The sequence below is a fragment of the Komagataeibacter rhaeticus genome (assembly GCF_003207855.1).
Classification (GTDB): domain Bacteria; phylum Pseudomonadota; class Alphaproteobacteria; order Acetobacterales; family Acetobacteraceae; genus Komagataeibacter; species Komagataeibacter rhaeticus.
On sequence record NZ_NKTZ01000002.1, the window covers coordinates 296,087 to 315,153 of the forward strand.

The 19,067-nt window shown below is 65.8% G+C and carries 17 protein-coding genes and 1 other RNA gene; 4 read left to right on the forward strand and 14 right to left on the reverse strand.

The genetic code is table 11. The features are described from left to right. Position 1 precedes the first annotated feature (1 nt). Together ccmI and CFR78_RS03585 are read left to right on the forward strand one after the other, a co-directional pair. A complete protein-coding gene (gene ccmI / locus CFR78_RS03580) occupies positions 2 to 724 on the forward strand; it encodes a c-type cytochrome biogenesis protein CcmI (RefSeq protein ID WP_034933253.1) in 723 nt (240 codons plus the stop codon). 84 nt (positions 725 to 808) lie between these two features. Continuing rightward, a complete protein-coding gene (locus CFR78_RS03585; RefSeq protein ID WP_034933256.1) occupies positions 809 to 988 on the forward strand; it encodes a DUF1674 domain-containing protein in 180 nt (59 codons plus the stop codon). A 159-nt stretch (positions 989 to 1,147) separates the two neighbouring features. On the opposite strand, the gene CFR78_RS03590 is transcribed toward CFR78_RS03585, so the two are convergent. Both CFR78_RS03590 and CFR78_RS03595 read right to left on the reverse strand, forming a co-directional pair. Further along, on the reverse strand, positions 1,148 to 1,669 hold the full coding sequence (locus CFR78_RS03590; RefSeq protein WP_007399576.1) for a hypothetical protein: 522 nt from the start codon (positions 1,667 to 1,669) through the stop codon (positions 1,148 to 1,150). A gap of 41 nt (positions 1,670 to 1,710) precedes the next feature. Then, positions 1,711 to 2,883 (reverse strand): serine hydrolase domain-containing protein, encoded by a 1,173-nt coding sequence (locus CFR78_RS03595; protein WP_007399575.1) that lies wholly within the window; start codon positions 2,881 to 2,883, stop codon positions 1,711 to 1,713. 74 nt (positions 2,884 to 2,957) lie between these two features. Between CFR78_RS03595 and CFR78_RS03600 the strand changes: the two genes are divergently transcribed. Further along, positions 2,958 to 5,663 carry a M16 family metallopeptidase gene (locus tag CFR78_RS03600; RefSeq protein ID WP_408884600.1) on the forward strand — a complete coding sequence of 902 codons (2,706 nt, stop codon included), beginning with the start codon at positions 2,958 to 2,960 and terminating at the stop codon, positions 5,661 to 5,663. A 330-nt stretch (positions 5,664 to 5,993) separates the two neighbouring features. Here the strand turns inward: CFR78_RS03600 and rpsA are convergent, their stop codons facing one another. From rpsA to aroA, 3 genes are all read right to left on the reverse strand, one after another. After that, the gene (gene rpsA, locus CFR78_RS03605) at positions 5,994 to 7,709 is read right to left on the reverse strand and encodes a 30S ribosomal protein S1 (RefSeq protein WP_007399571.1); all 1,716 of its coding nucleotides are present in this window, start codon (positions 7,707 to 7,709) and stop codon (positions 5,994 to 5,996) included. Positions 7,710 to 7,981: 272 nt separating this feature from the next. Next, on the reverse strand, positions 7,982 to 8,623 hold the full coding sequence (gene cmk, locus CFR78_RS03610) for a (d)CMP kinase (RefSeq protein WP_007399570.1): 642 nt from the start codon (positions 8,621 to 8,623) through the stop codon (positions 7,982 to 7,984). Next, positions 8,620 to 9,972: a 3-phosphoshikimate 1-carboxyvinyltransferase gene (gene aroA, locus CFR78_RS03615; RefSeq protein ID WP_034933258.1), complete on the reverse strand. Its 1,353-nt coding sequence runs from the start codon at positions 9,970 to 9,972 to the stop codon at positions 8,620 to 8,622. The genes cmk and aroA overlap by 4 nt, the downstream gene beginning before the upstream one ends. A gap of 180 nt (positions 9,973 to 10,152) precedes the next feature. Here aroA and CFR78_RS03620 point away from each other — a divergent pair, with 180 nt between their 5' ends. After that, entirely contained in the window at positions 10,153 to 10,491 is a 339-nt protein-coding gene (locus CFR78_RS03620; RefSeq protein ID WP_007399567.1) for a TIGR02300 family protein, read from the forward strand. Between the two features lie 41 nt (positions 10,492 to 10,532). Here CFR78_RS03620 and folB read toward each other — a convergent pair whose 3' ends face one another. The 9 genes from folB to CFR78_RS03665 form a co-directional block, all read right to left on the reverse strand. Next, positions 10,533 to 10,934 (reverse strand): dihydroneopterin aldolase, encoded by a 402-nt coding sequence (gene folB, locus CFR78_RS03625; protein ID WP_007399566.1) that lies wholly within the window; start codon positions 10,932 to 10,934, stop codon positions 10,533 to 10,535. A gap of 24 nt (positions 10,935 to 10,958) precedes the next feature. After that, positions 10,959 to 11,744, reverse strand: coding sequence for an SDR family oxidoreductase (locus tag CFR78_RS03630; RefSeq protein WP_034933260.1), 786 nt, complete (start codon positions 11,742 to 11,744; stop codon positions 10,959 to 10,961). Next, positions 11,741 to 12,337, reverse strand: coding sequence for a recombination mediator RecR (recR, locus tag CFR78_RS03635; RefSeq protein WP_007399564.1), 597 nt, complete (start codon positions 12,335 to 12,337; stop codon positions 11,741 to 11,743). Before recR ends, CFR78_RS03630 begins: the two co-directional genes overlap by 4 nt. 22 nt (positions 12,338 to 12,359) lie before the next feature. Further along, positions 12,360 to 12,683, reverse strand: coding sequence for a YbaB/EbfC family nucleoid-associated protein (locus CFR78_RS03640; protein ID WP_007399563.1), 324 nt, complete (start codon positions 12,681 to 12,683; stop codon positions 12,360 to 12,362). Positions 12,684 to 12,698: 15 nt separating this feature from the next. Next, positions 12,699 to 14,726 (reverse strand): DNA polymerase III subunit gamma/tau, encoded by a 2,028-nt coding sequence (locus CFR78_RS03645; RefSeq protein ID WP_110580995.1) that lies wholly within the window; start codon positions 14,724 to 14,726, stop codon positions 12,699 to 12,701. Between the two features lie 66 nt (positions 14,727 to 14,792). Continuing rightward, positions 14,793 to 14,887: signal recognition particle sRNA small type (gene ffs, locus CFR78_RS03650), an RNA gene on the reverse strand. A 69-nt stretch (positions 14,888 to 14,956) separates the two neighbouring features. Beyond that, positions 14,957 to 16,732 (reverse strand): gamma-glutamyltransferase, encoded by a 1,776-nt coding sequence (ggt, locus tag CFR78_RS03655; RefSeq protein ID WP_034933263.1) that lies wholly within the window; start codon positions 16,730 to 16,732, stop codon positions 14,957 to 14,959. A 50-nt stretch (positions 16,733 to 16,782) separates the two neighbouring features. Further along, positions 16,783 to 17,589 carry a type I methionyl aminopeptidase gene (map, locus tag CFR78_RS03660; RefSeq protein ID WP_007399560.1) on the reverse strand — a complete coding sequence of 269 codons (807 nt, stop codon included), beginning with the start codon at positions 17,587 to 17,589 and terminating at the stop codon, positions 16,783 to 16,785. A 134-nt stretch (positions 17,590 to 17,723) separates the two neighbouring features. Further along, positions 17,724 to 18,839 (reverse strand): D-alanyl-D-alanine carboxypeptidase family protein, encoded by a 1,116-nt coding sequence (locus CFR78_RS03665; protein WP_034933264.1) that lies wholly within the window; start codon positions 18,837 to 18,839, stop codon positions 17,724 to 17,726. Positions 18,840 to 19,067 lie beyond the last annotated feature (228 nt).

Consider the following 19,067-nt stretch of genomic DNA (forward strand, 5'->3'; position numbering starts at 1 on the left):
CATGATCTGGATTGGTATCTGCCTGCTTGGCGTGATTGCGCTGCTGCCCGCGCTGCTGTCGTTCCGCCGCACCACGCTGCTGCGCGATGAACGCGAAACCGCCCTTGTCCTGCATCAGGCCCAGCTTGCCGAACTGGAGCGTGACCTTACCGAGGGCATGATCGCGCCATCCGAGCATGACAGCGCACGGCTGGAAATCCAGCGCCGCCTGCTGGGTATTGACCTGCTGCCCGCCGAAAGGGCGGGCCGCTCCTCCTCCACCATGGCCATAATGGCGGCGTTGTTTGGCCTGCCGGTCGCGGCCGTGGCGCTGTACCTGACCGTTGGGCACCCGCAGCTTCCAGCCCAGCCGCTGGCCCCGCGCCTTGCGGCGCTCAGGCAGGAAGACCACCGCAATGACGCGATCATCGACCGGCTGCGTGACCAGCTCAAACTGATTCCACCGAGTGATCCCAGCCTGTTCCAGGGTTACGTATTGCTGGGCCAGGCGGAAGCGGGGCGCGACCATTACGCCGCTGCCGCCCAGGCCTGGCGCGATGCGATTGCCCAGAAATTCGATCCCGAAGTCGCCGCACGCGCGGCGGAAGCGCAGATGATGGCCGATGGCGGCCATATCTCGCCCGAAACCGCCGATCTGTACCGCCGCGCGCTGGACGCCGCCCCGCCTGATGCCCCGTGGCGCATGACGGTGCAGCAGCGCATTGCCCAGTCCGAGCACCAGTAACGGCCCATCAACAACGCGCTACCCATGCGCCCGCACGGGTTTTGGGGCTTGCCAGTTTCCTGTCCTTGGGCGGAAACTGGCTTCATGAGCAAGGACAAGACCCCCGCCCCCGCCCCTGCGGCTGATACAGCGCAGGATGAAGCGGCCAAGGAAGCCGCATTGCTGAAACAGCCCGCCGAACCTGATGAGCGTGGCGGCCCCAAGGGGCCGGAACCGACGCGCTACGGGGACTGGACGGTCAAGGGACGGTGCGTGGATTTCTGATCCGGCATTTTCACAAAAACGCCGATGAAAGATGATAAACGTCCTCGGGTGCCACCTTTTTTCAAAAAGGCGGTGTTTTTCGAAGCTTTTTGAAAAAAGCTTCACCAAGGACTTTCTTGTGATGGCTGGATGTTATCCGGGCAGGCTTTTCAGGCCGCTTCAGCCAATCTCGTTGGGAAGCGGCCCACGGCCAAAGCTGGTCTGGCGCGCCCGGTGCCCCGGCGGCGGAATGTTGCACGAGATGAGATAGATCCCGGCCACGAATACAAGCTGCGAGAGGGAATTGAACCACAGCGCCAGTTCATAGGCCCGCTCCGCCGTGACGGCCTGATAGACCGCATATCCTGCAAACGGGATGGAAATGGGCCGCATGCCCGCCAGCATGAGGCGCAGCGGATTCTGGTACCCCGGCCTGACCAGCCTGCGCAGGCGGTGGATGCCGATATAGAATATGACCTCGAAAAACCAGCCCAGCAGGTTGGTGATCACATTGTCCAGTGTCATCCCTTCCAGCACCAGCAGGGCGGATATGGACGCCGCCGAGAGCACGATCGAGCCGACCTGAAAACTCATGCCCATTTCCATCGCCGTCAGGCGATCGGGCAGGGCATCGGCAAAAGGCTGGAAAATCCGGTCCAGCAGCCAGGAATCGAACTGGTTGACGCGTTCACCAAATGACATGACTGTTCCCGGTCTCCTCACACCCCTCGTGGTCCGTAGTGTTATCCACCATACACGGCGGCGACAACCGCATCGGGGTAGCTGCCTGCCATCCCGGCCAGCGCGGTATTGCTGAGCATGACAATGCTTATCCCGCGTGCCCGGTCCACCACCCACTGGTGCCCGTACACACCCCCCCATGTAAAACTGCCGGGGCTGAGTGGCGTGCGCGCGGCGACGGGATCGGTTATGACCGCACCCCCGTAGCCAAAGCGCCGCCCGCGTGCAAGCGGCCCCATGTCCACATCGCCAATCGCATTGCGACCGAACAGGGCAGCGGAGGCAGGAGCCAGCAGCCCCTCACCCCCCTGCCGGAGCGCTTCAAGAAAGGCGAGGAATTCCCCTGCCGTGCCCACCATGCCCGCACCACCAGAGGGATAGGAGGCCGGATTGAAGACCCGGTCGGGTGCGAAGCGGATTTCCCCGACCCCGCCACCGGGCAGCTGGCGGGGCAGCACGTAGGTCTCCCCCATGAGCAGCGGCATGGGCCGGGCATCGGCATAACACGCGGCCAGATTGTCACGCGCGGGCGGCGCGAATCCGGTCTGCCGCCAGCCCAGCGGGGCACCCACATGCTGCCGGACCACATCCGGCAGGGGCTGGCCGGTTATTTTTTCAATCACACCCCCCATCACATCCAGCCCCAGCGAATAGCTCCATCCCCGGCCCGGTGCGAACACCAGCCGGGTCGTGGCCAGGCGGGCCAGATTGTCGGCCAGTGAAACGCCGGGCTCCGCAATGCCGTCCGATACACCGGCGCGGGTATAGGGATTGTCATCCCGGGGGAAGGAAAAGCCATAGGTCAGCCCGCTGGTATGGGTCAGCAGCTGATGCGGCGTGATGACCGCCGCGCCACCATCGGGCAGGGCCGGGCTGAAATCCGGCAGGTAACGGGTAACCGGGGCATGCAGGTCCAGCAGCCCCTGCTCGGCCAGGGCAAGGGCTGCGGCGGTCACCACCGGCTTGGTCAGCGAAGCCAGGCGGAAGACGGTATCAGCCCGCATGGGCAGGCCCCGTTCCCGGTCCGCCAGCCCCACGGCCTCGGTCACCACGGGCTGGCCGTCCACCGCCACCAGCACCACTGCCCCGACCAGCCGGCCTGTCTGCACGGCGGTCTCCATGACATGGCGGACACGCTCCGTCATGCGCGCGGTATCCGGTTGGGCAACAGACATGTTTCCATCCTTTCTGGCACCATTACGGGCGGCCGAACTGGCCGACACACATAAAGCAGCGTAATCTTGCCGCCATGATAGCACGCCTGTTCCGCAAGACATTCCCCCTCTCCTTCCTGTTATGTGCAGGCTGCCTGCAATCCGGCCAGGCAGTCCCCGCCCGGGCCGCAACGCCCGCGACGGTACAGATCCAGCCCGACATGCCGCTGCGCGCCACGTTACCCAACGGGCTGCGGGTGGTGATCGTGCCGGACCGGCTGGCGCCGGTGGTCAGCACCGAAATCAACTACCTTGCCGGTTCGGCCGCGGCGCCGGCGGGCTTTCCCGGCACGGCACACGCGCTGGAACACATGATGTTCCGGGGCAGCAGCGGGCTGGACCGTGACCAGCTTGCCGCCATCGGCGCGCGACTGGGCGGCAGCTACAATGCCGATACGACGGAAAACGTGACGCAGTTCTTCTACACCGCCCCGGCCGAAAACCTGGATGTGCTGCTGCACATCGAAGCCCTGCGGATGGACGGCCTGACACTGGCGGCGGATGACTGGGCGCATGAACGCGGAGCGATCGAGCAGGAAGTCTCACGCGACATGTCCAGCCCCGGCTATGTCTACCTGTCGCGGCTGCAGTCCATCCTGTTTGCCGGAACGCCCTACGAACATGATGCGCTGGGCACGCGCCCGTCGTTTGACAGGACGGATACCACCCTGCTGCGCCGGTTCTACCGGGACTGGTATGCCCCCAACAACGCCATACTGGTCATTACCGGCGATGTGGACCCCGCCCGCACGCTGGCCCTTGTCAGGTCGGCCTTTGCCGCCATTCCCGCCCGCAGGCTGCCCCCGCGCCCCGAAATCCGCCCCGGCCCGCTCCATGCGCAGACCCTGCATTTCCCGACCGACTACCCGATGGGGCTGATGGCCATAGCCAGCCGCATGCCGGGACAGAACAGCCATGACTTCGCCACGGCACGCATCCTGTCCGATGTGCTGTCCAGCCAGCGTGGTGCCCTGTATGAACTGGTGCCACAGGGCCATGCGCTGCTGGCCAGCTTTGACTTCATTACCAAGGCGGATGCCGGCATCGGCATTGCCATTGCCGCCTTCCCCAAAGGCAGCGCGCCCGGCCCCCTTCAGGCACGGATGCAGGACATCCTGCGTGGCCTGCGTGAAAACGGCGTACCCGCCGATCTGGTCGATGCCGCCAAGCGCAAGGAACTGGCCCAGCTTGGCTTTGCCGCCAACAGCATTGCGGGCCTTGCGGAAAGCTGGTCCGAAGCCCTGGCCATCATGGGCCTGCAATCACCCGATGACGAGGCGGCCGCCTTCGCTTCCGTCACACCGGAAGATGTCAACCGCCTGGCCCGGCAGGTGCTGGACCCGCAGCAGTCCGTTACCGCCATCCTGACCCCGCGCGATGGCGGCCATACGGCGGCCGGCAAGGGATTCGGCGGTTCCGAATCCTTTGCCAGCATACCCGACCATCCTGTCAGCCTGCCCGACTGGGCCAATGCCAGCCTGCGTAGCATCCGCCCCCCGGTGCCCGCCGTACGGCCCACGACCTTCACCCTGCCCAACGGCCTGAAGCTGATCGTGCGCCCCGCCGCCGTCAGCCATACCATCAACCTGTATGGCATCATCCGCCAGAACGAGGACATGGAGGAACCACCCGGCAAGGAAGGCATTGCCGACATTACCGACGAGCTGTTCCATTACGGCAGCACCACCCATGACCGGATCGGATTGCAGAAGGCACTGGACGACATTGCCGCCACCGAAAGCGCCGGGGCCGAATTCAGCCTGAACGTCCTGACCCCGGATTTTGAACGGGGCCTGGCCCTGCTGGCGGAAAACGAACTGCACCCTTCCCTGCCCGAAGCGGCGTTCAGGGTGGTGCGCGCCAATACCGCCGCCTCCCTGTCCGGCCTGCTGCATTCGCCCGACTACCTGTTTGGCCGCGCGCTGCAGGCGGCCGTGTCCCCGCCGGGCGATCCCTCGCTGCGGCAGGCCAGCCCGGCACAGGTCATGAAGCTGACACTGGCGGACTGCCGTGCCTTCTGGGGGGCCGCCTACCGCCCGGACCTGACCACCATCGTCATCACGGGCGACATAACCCCCGATGCCGCCTACCGGGCGATTGCCCGCGCCTTTGGCCCGTGGCAGGCCATTGGCCCCACGCCGCTGGTCGACCTGCCGCCCCGGCCGGACAGCCGCGCACGCGTTACACATGTGCCAGATCCCTCCAGCATGCAGGCGACCGTGTCGCTGCCTGAAAGCCTGGGCATAACGGTTGATAACCCGGAGCATTTCGCCCTCAACCTGGGCAATGAAATCCTCGGGTCGGGTTTCTCGTCGCGCCTGTACCGCGACCTGCGGGTGCGCACCGGCTATGTCTATACCGTGCGCAGCCACCTGACATGGAAGCGCCATCGCAGCGCCTACAGCATTTCCTTCGGGGCGGACCCGGACAAGGTCGCCGCCGCGCGAAACGCCGCCGTGCATGACCTGATCACCATGCAGACCGAACCTGTCAGCGAGGATGAACTGACAATGGCACGCGCCGGCCTGCTGCGCAGCCTGAGCCTGCAATCGGCCAGCCTTGACACGATTGCCGAGAGTTACCTGCATTTCAGCAATCTCGGCCTGCCCCTCAACCAGAACGATATCGCGGCACAGGCCTATTATACGATGGATGCCATCGCCATCCGCGATGCCTTCCGCAAATGGGTCTGCCCGGCCGATCTGGCCACCATCATCAAGGGGCCCGCCACTGCGCCGTAGCAGGATATCTTTTAAATAATAAAAGTTTTTGGGTGCCGCCTTTTTTCAGAAAGGCGGTATTCCTTGCAGCTTTTTGAAAACAGCTTCACCAAAAAATTTTCTTGATCTGCTGGACGGTTCACAAGCACCGCACGCTACTTCCCTGCCCCGTGCAAAAGAGCAGCCCATCACGTCCATCCGACATACAGGATCTGTTGTTCCGGCACGGCATGGTCCATGGGGCGGTGCCAGACCTTGCGCAATCCAATAAAAAAAGGGCGGTGCATTCCTGCACCGCCCCCTTTCACGCAGGGTCCGGCCCGCACAGGCGGACCGGGCCATGACGCGGGATCAGCCCTCGGCGTTACGGCGACGGATCGCGGCACCCAGGATATCACCCAGCGACGCACCGCTGTCGGACGAACCGTAGTCGGAGATCGCCTGCTTGTCTTCCTCGACCTCACGGCCACGGATGGTCAGGGCCAGCTTGCGGGCTGCGCGGTCAACCGAGACAACCTTCGCATCGACGCGCTCACCAACGGCGAAACGCTCCGGACGCTGGTCGGCCTTGTCGCGTGCCAGTTCCGCACGGCGGATGAAGCCGGTCAGCACATCGTCAACCTTCACCTCGATGCCGTTCGACTGAACGGCGGTCACGATGCAGGTCACGACGGCACCCTTCTGCACCTTGCTCAGGGTATCGGCGGCCGGATCTTCATGCAGCTGCTTGATACCGAGCGAGATGCGCTCCTTCTCCACGTCCACGTCCAGAACCTTGGCCTTCACGACCTGGCCCTTTTCGTAATGGCTCATGGCGACTTCGCCCGGCTCGTCCCACGACAGGTCGGACATGTGAACCATGCCATCGATGTCGGCGGACAGACCGATGAACAGGCCGAACTCGGTGATGTTGCGGATCTCGCCTTCCACCACGGAACCAACCTTGTGTTCCTCGGCGAACTGCTCCCACGGGTTGCGCTGCACCTGCTTCAGGCCCAGCGAGATGCGGCGCTTCGCGCTGTCCACATCCAGGACCATCACATCGACTTCCTGCGAAGTGGCGACGATCTTGCCCGGATGGACGTTCTTCTTCGTCCAGGACATTTCGGACACGTGCACCAGACCCTCGACGCCCGGCTCCAGCTCCACGAATGCACCGTAATCGGTGATGTTCGTGACGCGACCGGTGTAGCGGGCACCCGGCGGGTACTTGATCGCCACGTTCTCCCACGGGTCGGCCTCAAGCTGCTTCATGCCCAGCGAGATGCGCTGCGTATCGGGGTTGAAGCGGATGACCTGCACGCGGACCGGCTGACCGATCTGCAGCGCTTCGGACGGGTGGTTGATGCGCTTCCATGCGATGTCGGTCACATGCAGCAGGCCATCGACGCCGCCCAGGTCCACGAACGCACCGTAATCGGTGATGTTCTTGACCACGCCGTCAAGGATCATGCCTTCCTTCAGGCCCTGGATCAGTTCGCTGCGCTGTTCCGCACGGGTTTCTTCCAGCACGGCGCGACGCGAGACGACGATGTTGCCGCGCGCGCGGTCCATCTTCAGGATCTGGAAGGGCTGGGGCACGCCCATCAGCGGGGTGACATCGCGCACGGGGCGGATATCGACCTGTGAGCCGGGCAGGAAGGCCATCGCACCGCCGAGGTCGACCGTGAAGCCCCCCTTGACGCGGCCATAGATGGTGCCGTTGACGCGCTGGTTGCTTTCGAACGCCTTTTCCAGGTTCGACCAGGCTTCCTCGCGGCGGGCCTTCTCACGCGACAGGACAATGGACCCGTCACGATCTTCGTACCGCTCGACGAACAGTTCGATAACATCACCCGGCTTGACATCGGGGGTAACACCCGGCGGGCCGAATTCCTTAAGGGCGACGCGCCCTTCGCTTTTCAGGCCGACATCGACGATCGCGAATTCATCCGTCAGGCGGACGACGCGACCCGTGACAACGGAACCGTCAAAGGCGGAATCCCGACCGAGGGTTTCCTCAAGAAGGGCGGCAAAGTCCTCGCCACCCTTATGGTCGGCGACGGGCTGTGTTGTGGCTGAAGCCATGAGCTACTCGTAAATCCTGTAACCACATGTCACCACGCGGGCGAATGTGGACAATCCTGCGCCCCCGCCTGCCCGCATGCATGCGGCCATGGGAACGGCTTGCCCGGCGAAAACGCCCCGACACGGTCGCGGCACGCCTGACGGCCAATAATGTGACGCCACGCCCCGCGCGCGTGCGCATGGGGCATGTACCGTTGAGCACAGACACCCTATGGATGGCGTATGTCAATAAAAACCATGGTCACGGCGCATGGTTCCCGCACAAAAGCGCTTCAGCGCGTCATGCGTGCAACGATGCGCAGCGCTTCGGCCAGGACTTCATCCGCACTCAGATGGTCGGTGCCGATATGCACGGCGTCCTCGGCCGCCCGCAGGGGGGCGACGGCGCGGCTGGAATCCGCCGCGTCCCTGGCGGCGATTTCGCGCTCCACGCGGGCGATCTGCTCCGCGCGGTCCGGCACGTCGGGGTTGGGCGCCATCTGCTCCCACCGCCGCACGGCGCGGGTGTAGGGGGATGCGGTAATGAACAGCTTGACCGTGGCGTCGGGAAAGATGACCGTGCCAATGTCGCGCCCATCCAGCACGGCGCCATGCGCACCCGCAAAGCGACGCTGCACATCCACCAGCGTGCGGCGTACGGCCGCCTGGCTGGCCACCAGGCTTGCCGCCCGGTCCACTTCCGGCACGCGCAGGTCGGTGCGGCTCAAATCTTCCAGCCCGACCGAGGCAGCAAATTCCTCCGCCGCTGCCGTGGCGGGGTCCAGCCCCGCATCGATCATGCGCCTGCCCGTGGCGCGGTACAGCAGCCCGGTATCCAGATAGGGCAGGTCCAGCGCCTGTGCCAGCCTGCGCGCCAGCGTGCCCTTGCCCGCGGCGGCAGGCCCGTCAACCGCGATGACCAGCCGCCGCGTCATGCCCCAAGTCCCGCGCCGATGCTGTTCATCAGGGTGACAAAGCCGGGGAAGCTGGTGTCGATGAAGGCCGTATCGTCCACCGAGACCGGCCGGGCCGCCGCAAGCCCCATGATGATGGCGCTCATGGCCAGCCGGTGGTCCATATGGGTATGGACCAGCCCGCCACCGGGAATGGCGCCGCCGGTGCCATGCACGATCATGTCATCGCCCACCACCTCGACACGGATGCCGTTGGCTTCCAGCAGGGCGACGGTGGCGGCCAGGCGGTCGCTTTCCTTCACGCGCAGTTCCTCCAGCCCGCGAAAGCGCGACTGGCCGGTGGCGTGTGCCGCCGCAACCGCAAGGATGGGATATTCATCAATCATGGACGGCGCGCGGGTGGCGGGCACGTCCACGCCATGCAGGCTGCCGGCCGTGGCGGTGATGTCGCCCACCGGTTCGCCCCCCTCCACGCGCTCGTTGCTGATCACGAGGTCCGCCCCCATCTCACGCAGGGATGTGAACAGGCCGGTACGCAGCGGGTTCAGCCCCACGCCCGGCACGCTGACCCTGGAGCCGGGCACCAGCAGGGCCGCCACCAGCACGAACGCCGCCGAGGACGGGTCCCCCGGCACCACGATGTCACACGCCACCAGATCCGGCCGCCCCTGCAGCGTGATCACGCGCCCGCCGGCCCCCATCGGCTCCACCCGCACGCTCGCGCCAAAGTGACGGAGCATGTTTTCGGTATGGTCGCGGGTGGCCACGGGTTCTTCCACCCGGGTCTCGCCCACCGCGTTCAGCCCGGCCAGCAGTACGGCGGACTTGACCTGCGCCGAGGCCACCGGCAGCCGGTAGGACAGCGGCGGCGGATTGGCGTTGCCCGCAATGGCCAGCGGCAGGCGACCGCCCCTGCGCGCAAGGAAGGTGGCCCCCGTGGCGGCCAGCGGGTCCATGACGCGCTTCATCGGGCGGCCGCGCAGGCTGGCATCCCCCGTCATGACCGATGTAAAGCCGTGGCTGGCCAGAATGCCCGACAGCAGGCGCGCCGCCGTGCCCGAATTGCCCATGTCCAGCACATCGGCGGGTTCACCCAGACCATCCAGTCCGCAGCCCTGCACCGTCCATGTGCCCGGCCCGTTGCGGGTTATGCTGGCGCCCAGCGCGCGCATGGCATCGGCGGTACGCAGCACGTCCTCGCCTTCCAGCAGGCCGGTGATGTGCGTCGTGCCGCGCGCAAGGGCGGAAAACATCAGCGAACGGTGGCTGATCGACTTGTCACCCGGCACATGGACCGAACCGGACAGGGGCGCACGCGGGGCCGTAACCGTCAGCGCGCGGACGGAAGAAGGGGCATGATCGGTTTTCATAACGCATCCAATTCCGTATTCCGGGTGGCAAAGTCAATCACAGATCGGCATGATCCCCCTGCCGGTGCATGCGGCCGTGTTTGACAGGCGGCGCACAAACTGGCATGGGGCTGCGCCTTTTGCCACTTCCGGATACCGTGGCTCCATTCATCATTCAAAAACAGGATCGACAGGTTCAAGATGGCTCAGTCCAACCTCGGCACCAAACGTGTCTGTGTCTCCTGCAGCGCCCGTTTCTACGATCTGAACAAGAATCCGGCGATCTGCCCAAAATGCGGTGCTGAACAGCCCGTGGAACTGCCCCGCGTGCGCCGCCCGGTGGACGTGCCCCCCGAATCCAAGCCCAAGACCGGTGATGACGCGCTGGACAACGACGTGGACGTCGACCTGGACACGGATGCGGATGAAGATGCCGATGCGGGCCTGCCCGATGACGCGGGGCTGGATGATGATGACGATGATGACATCAGCAGTGCCGACATCGACGTAAAGACCGACAAGGACGACCACGACAACTGATTACCCGCAGGCCCGGCGCACAGGCACCGGGCCTGCATGCCTCATGCGGCGGGGTTGCGGCGTTCGATCTCGACCCCGACCGATTCGGCATCATCGAAGATGTCAAGCTTTTCCACGCTGACCCGTGTCACGCGCACGCGCCTGTCAGCCAGCACGCCGGCCGCGATTCGTTCGGCCAGCGTCTCCACCAGGGCGACATGCCCCCGCGCCACCAGTTCGCGCACCAGCAGCACCACCCGTTCATAGGATACCGTACGCCCCAGGTCGTCCGGCCCCACGTCCAGCGTCGTGCCATCCACCACGCCAAAGGCCACATTGACCCGTATGCGCTGGGTCACCCCCTGCTCATGCGCGAATACGCCGATATGGGCATCAAGCACCATGTTGCGCACGAACAGGCAGCGCAGCGGTTCAGGGTCGTTCCATGGTGGCAGCAGGGACATGGCGGTTCCGGTCGGTTGTAGCGTTCAGCCCCGTGCGGGCGCGGGTGACCACTGCATGTGCTGGCCCCCGTCAAGGGCCAGCATCTGCCCCGTAACGGAGGGCAGGCACAGCAGCGACAGCGCCGCACGGGCAATTTCATCAGGGGTGGCGGCGCGGCCCAGCGGCACGGACGCGCACTGGCGGGCAAACTGCCCCGCACTCTGAGCCGGCGTGGGCAGGACCGGGCCGGGGCCAATGGCGTTGACCCGGATGTTACATGGCGCCAGCGCCAGCGCCATGGTCTGGGTCAGTGTCCACAACGCTGCCTTCGAGACGGTATAGCTGACAAAATGCGGGGTGAGCGACCAGACCCGCTCGTCAAGCATGTTCAGCACCATGCCCGCAGCATGGGCGGGCAGCAGGCGGGCGAATTCCTGCATCAGCACGAATGGCGCGCGGGTATTGGGTTCCATATGGGCATCCCACCCTTCGCGCGTGGCGCTGTCCCATTCATCGCGCCGGAACAGGCTGGCATTGTTTACCAGCACACCCACCGGCCCCAGCGCGCGGGTTGCGTCGGCCAGCAGGGGGCGGACGGAGGCCTCGCAGGCCAGATCGGCCTGGAGCACGCAGCTCCCGCGACCCAGCGCGCGGATTTCGGCCATGGTCTCCCCTGCCGCCTGTACGGAGCGGTTGCAGTGCAGGGCCACGTCAAACCCCGCGCGCGCCAGTTCCAGTGCAATGGCGCGGCCAAGGCGCGCGGCACCGCCGGTTACCAGCGCCACACGCGGCACATCCTGCGGCACCGGCCACGCCATGGGGGTGTTCATGCGGGCCGTCGCGCCATGATGGCGGCGGCAAGCGTGCCATCATCCAGCACGTCCAGCGCGCCGCCCACGGGCACGCCCTGCCCCACCCGGCTGACCTGCACGTCAAAGCGGGCCAGACGTTCATGCAGCCAGTGCATGGTGGTGGCCCCTTCCACCGTCGTTCCCAGCGCAAGGATCACCTCGCGCACGCCACCTGCGGCAATACGGTCCAGAAGCGGCTGGACATTCAGGTCATCCGGTCCCACGCCCGACAGGGCGGACAGCGTGCCGCCCAGCACCTGATACACGCCACGATGCACGCCCGCGCGTTCCAGCGCCCACAGGTCGCCCACATTTTCCACCACGCAGACCAGCCCGTCATCGCGCGCCGGGTCGGTGCAGATGCCACACGGGTCGGTTGTATCCAGATTGCCGCAGCGCGAACAGGTGCGCACGGCGCGTGCCGCCTGTTCCATGGCCTGCGCCAGGGGCAGCATGCGGGCATGGGGCTGGCGCAGCAGCGCCAGGGCCGCGCGCCGGGCCGAACGCGGCCCCAGCCCCGGCAGGCGGCCCAGCAGGGTCACCAGCCGGTCAATCTCGCCCCGGCCGCTCATCGCGGTTCCTTCCGGCAGGTGCTCAGAACGGGAACTTCATGCCGCCGGGCAGGCTCAGGCCGCCGGTCACCTTCTTCATTTCCTCGCTGGCACTGGCATCGAGCTTCTTGCGGGCATCGGCACAGGCGGCCAGGATAAGGTCCTGCAGCATTTCCATTTCAGCCGGGTCAGCCAGCTTGGGGTCGATGGTGATCGACTTCATGTCCCCCTTGCCATTCATGGTCAGGGTCACCATGCCGGCACCAGCACTGCCTTCGATGGTCATGGTTTCCAGCTTGGCCTGCATTTCTTCCATGCGCGCCTGCATCTGGGTGGCCTGCTTCATAAGACCGGCAAGATTTTTCATGTTCCGTGTATCTCCTCAAACAAAATCGTCTGTGTCCAGATCGTCCTCTCCTGCCACATCGGCATCAAGGGGCGCGAATTCGAGATCCGGGACCAAATTCAGGTCTGCCATGTCCTCGGGCGGCAGGCCGTAATCATCAAGCGCGTGGTCGGTCACTTCCCCCAGCCTGGCCGTGGGAAAGACCTGCATCGCCGCCTGTACCAGCGGATGGGCCTCAGCCGCCGCGCGGTGCAGCTGGATGATTTCCGCCCCCTGTTCGGCCAGCGTGGCCTCACCCGGTGCATCGGACAGGCGGACCTGCCATGACCCGTCCCCCGTTCCCTCGCGCAGCAGGGTTTCCAGCCGCCGGGCCAGCCCGGGCAGGCTGTTGCGCTCCACCCGGATCTCGATCAACGGCGGCGCGAAGGAGACAAGATGGGTCGCATGCCGCAGATGGCCATGCAGCATGGCGTCACGGCCCGATACGAAGGCCACGGCCTCACGCCATGTGCGCGGCGGGGTTACCGGTGGCGGGACGGGTGCCGTCTCTTCCACCCGGCCCGGCTGCGGCGTGGGGCGGGGCGTGCCTTCCACCCGCATGCCGCCATTGGCCACCATGCGGATTTCACCCCCGCCCTGCGGCCCCTGCGCGGGCGCCGGGGCGGCAACGGCCTGCTGGCCCGCAGGGGCGGACGATGTGCCCTGACCACCCGCCATGGCCGGAGCGGGACCTGCCTGTATCGGCGTGGCCGGTCCATCCTGCCCCAGCATCCTGCGCACCACGTCCCCCGGCGGGGGCAGGTCGGCCACGTAGCACAGGCGGATCAGCACCATGTCCACCGCCTGCCTGCGGTCTGGCGCGCGCTCGACTTCTTCCACGCCCTTGAGCAGCATCTGCCATGTGCGCCCCAGAACCGGCACCGGCACCCGCTCGGCCAGCGCGGCACCCCGCTGGCGCTCGGCTTCCGGCATTTCGGGATTGTCGCGCAGGGCCGGAATGGCCTTGATGCGCGAGACGGTATGCACAAGTTCCAGCACATCGCCCAGCATGACGCCAAGGTCGCCGCCACGCATGTACACATCACCCGTTATTTCCAGCGCCCGGTCGGCCCGGCCTTCCAGCACGGCGTCCAGCAGGTCAAATACCAGCCCCCGGTCCGCCAGCCCCAGCATGCCCGCCACCAGATCCACCCCGATGGGCGCGGCATCGGCCCCGCCTTCCCCATCCAGCGTACCCTGGGCAATGGCCTGATCCAGCAGCGACAGGCCATCGCGCACCGAGCCATCGGCCGCGCGCGCGATCAGGGCCAGCGCATCGGCGCTGAACCGCACATGCTCGGCCTGCGCCACGCGGTCGAAATGCGCGGCAAGCTCGACCTGCGGCACGCGGCGCAGGGCAAAGGTCTGGCAGCGTGACAGCACGGTCACCAGCACCTTGCGCAGTTCGGTGGTGGCAAAGATGAAGGTGACCTGTGGCGGCGGTTCCTCCAGCGTCTTGAGCAGCGCGTTGAACGCGTTGCGCGAAAGCATGTGGACCTCATCGATGATGAAGACCTTCATGCGCCCCTGCAGGGGCCGGAAGCGGGTCGCCTCGATGATTTCACGTACGTCATCCACGCCCGTGCGGGACGCGGCGTCGATTTCCAGCACGTCGGGGTGCCGGTCCGCCAGGATCGCCACACAGTTGGGGCATACGCCACACGGGTCGGCCGTGGGGCCGCCCCTGCCATCCGGCCCGGTGCAGTTGAGCGCGCGGGCGATGATGCGGGCCGTGGTGGTCTTGCCCACGCCGCGCACGCCCGTCAGCATGAAGGCATGCGCCACGCGCCCCTGTGCAAAGGCGTTGCGCAGGATGCGGACGGTGGTTTCCTGTCCGATCAGGTCATCGAATGTGGTGGGGCGGTATTTGCGGGCCAGCACGCGGTAGGGAGCGGCGGCAGCCGCATCCGGGACGGCCGGTACAGCGGATGGCTGCGGTGCGTCACCAAACAGGCCGGGGCCATCTGCGGGCGGCGCAGGCAGCCCGGCCTCCTCGGAACGATCCTGATCCGATGGAACGGTCATTGATGCATCCGGGCTGGAGAAGTGGCCATCGGGCATACAGCGCAATGGCGGCACAGGAACTTTCGGGTGGAAGACCGGCCATAACCCGGACGAAACTCACTACGGCTGCTTCCTTCCGGACCTGACCAGGTTAGCAAGGTATCCGTCTACAACCGATCTCCCGGCCGCGTTCTAACACATACACCCGCCCCATGCACAAGGGGCGTTGAAAAAAAATAGCAGCCCCGCCCTTATTCCCCCACGGCGGCGCCGGACTGGTGGCGCATGTCGGCCCCGCCATAATAGCGTGCCTGCCCGACCCGGCCGATGCGCGGCCCACCGGCAAGGATGCTTTCGGCCACACCCCAGGGGGCGTGTTCCTCGATTTTGTAGCCCTCACGGGTCAGGGTCTTGACAACGGCGGGGGACAGCGCGCCCCTTTCCACCTGCACCACATCGGGCTGCCACTGTTCATGGATGCGTGGCAGGTCAACCGCCTGCTGCACGTCCAGCCCGTAATCCACCATGCCCGTCAGTACCGACAGCACGATGGTGGGAATGCGCGAGCCACCGGGGCTGCCCAGCACCATGACCGGCTGGCCCGCGCGCGAGACAATGGTCGGCGCCATGGAGGAAAGTGGCGTCTTGCCCGGCGCGATGGCATTGGCCTGACTGCCGATGATGCCGAACATGTTGGGCACACCCGGCTGGCTGGAGAAGTCATCCATCTCGTCATTCATGACAATGCCGGTGCGCCCTGCCACAACCCCCGCGCCAAACCAGCCATTGAGCGTATAGGTCACGGCCACGGCCATCCCGTCACGGTCGGCTATGGAGTAATGGGTGGTCTCCTCCTTCTCGCTTTCCGGCGCGCCGGGATGAAGGCTGGCGGAGGAGACGGCATGGTTGAGCGGCAGGGACTGGCGGATCTGCAGCGCATAGGCCGGGTCGGTCAGGTGGGCCACGGGATTGGTGACGAAGGCCGGGTCACCCAGGTCCTGCCGGTCGGCATAGGCGTGGCGCATGGCCTCGACCTCACGCTGGATGCTGGCGGCCGTATGCAGGCCAAGGGCATGCATGTCGTAGCCCGACAGGATGTTCAGCATCTCGCACAACGCCACACCGCCGCCGCTGGGGGGCGGCGCGGTATCGATATGGTAGCCCCGGTACTCACATGACAGCGGCGCCATCATGCGCGTGTGGTAGCTGGCAAAATCCTGGCGTGACAGGATGCCGCCCCCCTTCCTGCTGCTTTTCACGATTTCCCTGGCAACCGGGCCTTCGTAGAAGGCGCGCGCCCCATCACGGGCAATCCGCTCCAGCGTGCGTGCCAGATCCGGCTGCACCAGCCTCTCGCCCGCCGCAAGGGGCGTGCCATCGGCATGCAGGAAAATCTTGCTGGCATACGGATCTTTGGCAAAGGCGGCGGTGGCGGTATGCAGCAGGTCAACATCGCTGGGCTTGAGGACAAAACCATCACGGGCCAGCGCAATCGCGGGCGCCATGACATCCGCGCGGGACAGTTTGCCCCAGCGGTCATGCACCGCCTCCATCCCCGCCACGGTGCCGGGAACGGCCACGGCCCGCCATCCGGTGGTGGACGCCCCGGCAATGACGTGGCCCGACCCGTCGCGGTACATGTCAGGCGTTGCGGCGGCCGGGGCATGTTCACGGAAATCAAGGAACGTAACATGCCCGTCGGGCATGCGCAGGGTCATGAAGCCGCCGCCACCAATATTGCCGGCAGCAGGGTACACCACGGCCAGCGCATAGCCCACGGCCACGGCCGCATCCACCGCGTTACCGCCGCGCGCAAGGATATCCGCCCCCACATGCGACGCGATATCCTGTGCCGTCACCACCATGCCATTGCGGCCCGGCATGGGGGCCAGGCCCACGGCCTGCCCCGTATGCGTTGTCTCGAACGCCAGCGGATCGGACACCGCGGCACTGGCCACCAGCGGCGCACCGGTGGCGATACAGGCAAGAAGAACCGCGCCATACCGCAGGCTGCCGGGAAAAGGCATGAAGGCCCCGCTCCTGATTGTCTTTAGCATTGCAACAGACGCGCGCGGGCTCATGCCGCCGGATAGGGCGGGCAGGTATAGCCCGCGGGCGAAAGGGTGAAGACCTCGCACCCGTCCTCGGTCACGCCCAGCATGTGCTCGAACTGGGCGGACAGGGAGCGGTCACGGGTCACGGCGGTCCAGCCGTCATCAAGGATCTTCACATCCGGGCGCCCCGCATTGAGCATCGGCTCGATGGTGAAGAACATGCCGGGTCGCAGGACCAGCCCCTCACCCGGACGGCCATAGTGCAGCACGTTGGGCGGCGCGTGGAAGGTACGGCCGATTCCATGGCCGCAGAAATCCTCCACCACCGAAAAGCGGCGCGCTTCGGCATAGGTCTGGATGATATGGCCGATATCACCCAGCGTGGCGCCGGGACGCACCGCGTCGATGGACAGCATGAGCGACTCGTAGGTCGCCTCGATCAGCTTCTGGGCCTTTATGGGAATCCTGCCAACCGTGTACATGCGGCTGGTATCACCGTACCAGCCGTCAAGGATGACGGTCACGTCGATGTTGAGGATGTCGCCATCCTTCAGCGTGCGCTCACCGGGGATGCCATGGCAGACGACATGGTTGATCGAGATGCAGCTTGATGCCGGGTAGCCCCGGTAGCCCAGCGTAGCCGGAACCGAGCCGTTGGCGATCATGAAATCATGGATCAGCCGGTCCAGTTCGCCCGTGCTCACCCCTTCACGCACATGCGGGGTGATCATGTCCAGCGTACGGGCGGCAAGCTGGCCTGCCGCGCGCATGCCGGCAAAATCCTCGGGGGAATGGAGCTGGATTCCACCGCCCCGCATATCGCCTTCCATGGCGTGATCCTTTCCTGTGCTCGACACATGACCACCCGCCCGCAGTCATGAAAGGACAACAGGAGCACGCCCGCCCTCAGGCCGGGCGCGCCGGATGGATGATGCTGTTCCTATACCGCGCCAGTCGCGCGCTGTCAGCTTCGGGCTTTGGCATGCACATGGGTGGTGTGCGCGACATGTCCCATGCTGACCAGATGCACATGCGCCCGGACCGGGGCCGGGTGGATGTGCACGACCGTGCCATGCCCGCGCCGGATATGGATGTAGGATGCCGGAATGGCCGGGGCCTCGGCCACTTCCACCGGGCGCCGGGCAGCGGCCAGGGCCACGCCCCCCGTACCGCCCCGCCGGCCCCATGCCGCATGCGCCGCCTGGGCGCGCGCCAGCACCAGCGGGTGCAGGCCGGCGGGGGCCACGCCTTCGGTCTGGAAACTGGCATCCAGCAGTTCGGCCATGGTGGTGTTGCGGCGGCTGTTGGATTTCGCCCCCATCACCACCCCGATCAGGCGCACGTTGTCGCGCACGGCGGAGGTGACAAGATTATGTCCCGCCTCATCCGTATAACCGGTCTTGAGGCCGTCGGCACCGGGATAGGCCCCCAGCATGGGGTCGTGATTGGGCACGGCATGGCCGTGGAAATAGAATCCGGGCACCGCGAAATAATGGTAATATTCGCCGTAATCGACGATCAGGTGCCGTGCCAGGACGGCCAGGTCGCGCGCCGATGTCATCTGCTCCGGATTCGGCAGGCCGGATGCGTTGCGGAACACGGTGTCGTACATGCCCAGCCTGCCGGCCTCGCGCGTCATCATCGCGGCAAAGCGGGTCTCGTCCCCGCCACCCAGGAATTCACCCAGCGCGCAGGCCGCATCATTGGCAGACTTGGTGACAAGGGCCAGGACCGCCTGTTCGACCGTAAGGGAACTGCCGGGCCGCAGGCCCAGCTTCGATGGCTCCATCGAGGCGGCATGCACGGATACCGGCATCTGCTGTTCCAGCGTGACCTGCCCCGTGCGCACGGCCTTGAAAGTCAGGTAGAGCGTCATGAGTTTGGTAAGGCTGGCGGGATAGCGCCGCAGGTCCGGGTCCTGCTGGGACAGTACGGCACCCGTGCGGGCATCCACCACGATGGAACTGACCTGTCCCGCATACTGGGCGCGCGCGGCATGCATGCCGCCAAGGCCGATGCACAGGCCCACGGTGGCCGTGACCCTGAGGCGGGAGAAGGTGCGGAGGGGAAGGCGGCTCATATGATCGGGAAACCTGCGGATGCAATGACAGTCATATGGCTTGCGGACATGCGGTGTTCGCGCACGCCCCTCCATCCATTTACGGGTTGCGGGTCTGCAACCATTCTAAAAGAAAGGTTTTCTGTTCGTCCAGAGCGTATTTCCACCCCCGGTCATGGCGGAAGGATGGACAGCACGGTACCGGACGCAAAAAAATCCTTGTGTCCATGCCCCCGTACCCCTTTCAAC